This is a genomic window from Dietzia timorensis (genome assembly GCF_020742175.1).
GTDB lineage: Bacteria > Actinomycetota > Actinomycetes > Mycobacteriales > Mycobacteriaceae > Dietzia > Dietzia timorensis_A.
Genome location: NZ_DYXM01000197.1, coordinates 1 through 2,681 on the forward strand (window position 1 = coordinate 1; position 2,681 = coordinate 2,681).

Here is a 2,681-nt window from a genome sequence, read left to right on the forward strand (position 1 = left end):
GACCGGACACAGACATCGCGGCGCCGGGCACCGCCCCCTTGCCCCACACGGGCGCGGCGACACAGCTGAGCCCGAGGGTGGCCTCCTCTACGTCGTAGGCAAGCCCGGTCTGCCGCACGACGGCGAGCTCGGCGCGCAGGGCGGCGGGGTCGGTGACGGAGAATTCCGACCACGGAACAAGGCCTCTACTTATGGCGAGGTCGATCGCGCTCTCGTCGTAGGCCATCATCGCCTTGCCGACGCCCGTACAGTGCCCGGGCACGCGCCCGCCGATGCGCGAGGGCGCGGCCACGCCCGTCACCGAGAACAACTTATTCGCGTAAACGGCATCGGCGCCGTCGAGGTACGCCAGGTGCACAGTGCAGCGTGTCCGCTCGAACAGCGCCGCCAAAAATGGCGTGAGAGTCTCGGCCACCAGCTCATGGGTCGTACTCAATGACGTCGGGCCCCGATCGAAGAACAGCGGTCCGAGGCGGTAGCGATCGCCGACCCGCTGGACGGCCCCGTTCTCGATGAGGCTGCTGAGCACCCGATGCGAGGTCGACTTCGGCAGGCGGGCGCGCCGCGCGAGCTCGCTGACCCCCATTCCCTGCGTGTCGTCTCGATCGAATGCACGTATGAGCCGGAACGCCTTGTCGATGGCGCTCGCGCGTTCGGTTTCGCCGTCTGCCGCTTCGGTCATGTGAATATAGTGCCACCTACGTCATCGAAATAAGTGGGCTCTTCCCCTTTTAACGCCCCTAATGCACGAATTGGGTACCGTCGCCCCCACAGACGGAGGTAGTTAACATTTCTGAAACACGTTCTAAATAGCGGCTTTCGCACTCCAAGCAAGGGAGCGCAGGGAATACCGCCGAAATCGCTAGCGGTTGTCCGCCCATTTCTATAACGTGTTCTACATGACGCAGAGCGAATTCGATGTGGTCGTGGTGGGCAGCGGCGCGGGCGGCGTGGCCGCCGCCCTCGCGGCGCAGGCCAAGGGACTGTCCGTGGTTCTCATAGAAAAGGCGCCGCACTTCGGCGGTTCTACCGCGCGGTCAGGCGGCGGCGTGTGGATTCCGAATAACTCGGTGCTAGTGCGCGACGGCGTGCGCGACAATCCGACCGCGGCGCGCCAGTACCTCACGTCGATCATCTCCGGGGTCTCACTCGACCGGATCGACGCCTATCTTGATCACGGACCGCGCATTCTGGATTTCCTACTCGAGCGCACGCCTCTGCGGATGGAATGGGTGAAGAACTACTCGGACTACTACCCCGAGGCGCCGGGCGGGCGGCTCAGTGGGCGCTCTGTCGAGCCGAAGCCCTTCGACCTCAACTCGATGGGCGATAATCGCAAGCTTCTCGAGCCCGACTACACCAAGACGCCCCGCAACTTCGTTCTGACTCAGGCCGACTACAAACGGCTCAACATGCTCTTGCGCTCCGCCGAAGGGCCACTGCGCGCAGTCAAGGTGGGCACCCGCTATCTCGCCTACCAGGTCGCACGCAAGCGGATGGTCGTGCGCGGGCAGGCGCTCATGGCGGCACTCGGCCAAGGACTGTTCGACCATAAGATCCCGTTGTGGCTCGAGACCCCGCTCGTCGATCTCGCCACCGAGGGCGAGGGCTCCGACACGCGCGTCACCGGTGTCGTCGTCGAGCGCTCGGGCGAGCGAGAGACGATTCGCGCCCGTCACGGGGTCATTCTCACCGCAGGCGGTTTCGAGCACAACGAGGAGATGCGCAAGAAGTACCAGCGCGAACCGATCACCACCAAGTGGACGGTCGGCGCGGCCGCGAACACTGGCGACGCTATCGAGGCGGCACAGCGGATCGGCGCGGGAGTCGATTTCATGGAGGACGCGTGGTGGGGCCCGACGATCCCGCTCAAGGTAACCCCCTGGTTCGCGCTATCGGAGCGTTCGCTGCCCGGCACGATCATGGTCAACACCCGCGGCGAGCGGTTCATGAATGAATCTCTCCCCTACGTGGAGGCCGTGCACCACATGTACGGCGGCGAATTCGGGCAAGGCTCCGGTCCGGGCGAGAACGTACCCGCGTGGCTCGTCCTCGACCAGCGCGTCCGCGACCGCTACATGTTCGCCGGCAACGCCCCGCGCCAACCGCTTCCGGGGCGCTGGTTCAAGAACGGGATCATCGTCTCCGCCGACACGATCGAAGGCCTCGCGGAGAAAATGGAGGTCCCCGCCGAGCAGCTGACCGCTACCATCGAACGCTTCAATGGCTTCGCCCGCTCCGGCGTCGACGAGGACTTCGGCCGCGGCAAGTCCGGGTACGACCACTATTACGGCGATGTCTCGAACAAGCCCAACCCCGCGCTCGGGGAACTCGGCAAGGCTCCGTTCTACGCCGTCAAGATGGTTCCGGGCGACCTCGGCACCAAGGGCGGCATCACGACCAACGCGGACGCGCAGGCGCTCCGCGAGGACGGCTCGGCGATCGAGGGTCTCTACGCTGCGGGCAACTGTTCGTCCCCGGTCATGGGACACACCTATGCCGGCCCCGGCGCGACGATCGGCCCATCGATCGTGTTCGGCGCGCTCGCCGCCGAGCACATCGCCGCCCAAGTCACGCAATAGGCGGCAGCAGAGCCCGCTTCCCCGATACCGCGAAAGAGGCCCCATGCCCATCGATCCGGAAATCGCCCTCGGCGCTGAGCTCCCCTCGCAGACCTTCTC

General features: G+C 65.6%; 2 protein-coding genes. One reads left to right on the plus strand and one right to left on the minus strand.

The genetic code is table 11. The features are described 5' to 3' along the window. Positions 1 to 682, minus strand: a 682-nt coding sequence (locus K8V11_RS10050; protein ID WP_303913533.1) for an IclR family transcriptional regulator, incomplete at its 3' end; no start/stop codon positions are given. Between the two features lie 217 nt (positions 683 to 899). Between K8V11_RS10050 and kstD the strand changes: the two genes are divergently transcribed. Beyond that, positions 900 to 2,582 carry a 3-oxosteroid 1-dehydrogenase gene (kstD, locus tag K8V11_RS10055; protein WP_303913536.1) on the plus strand — a complete coding sequence of 561 codons (1,683 nt, stop codon included), beginning with the start codon at positions 900 to 902 and terminating at the stop codon, positions 2,580 to 2,582. Positions 2,583 to 2,681 lie beyond the last annotated feature (99 nt).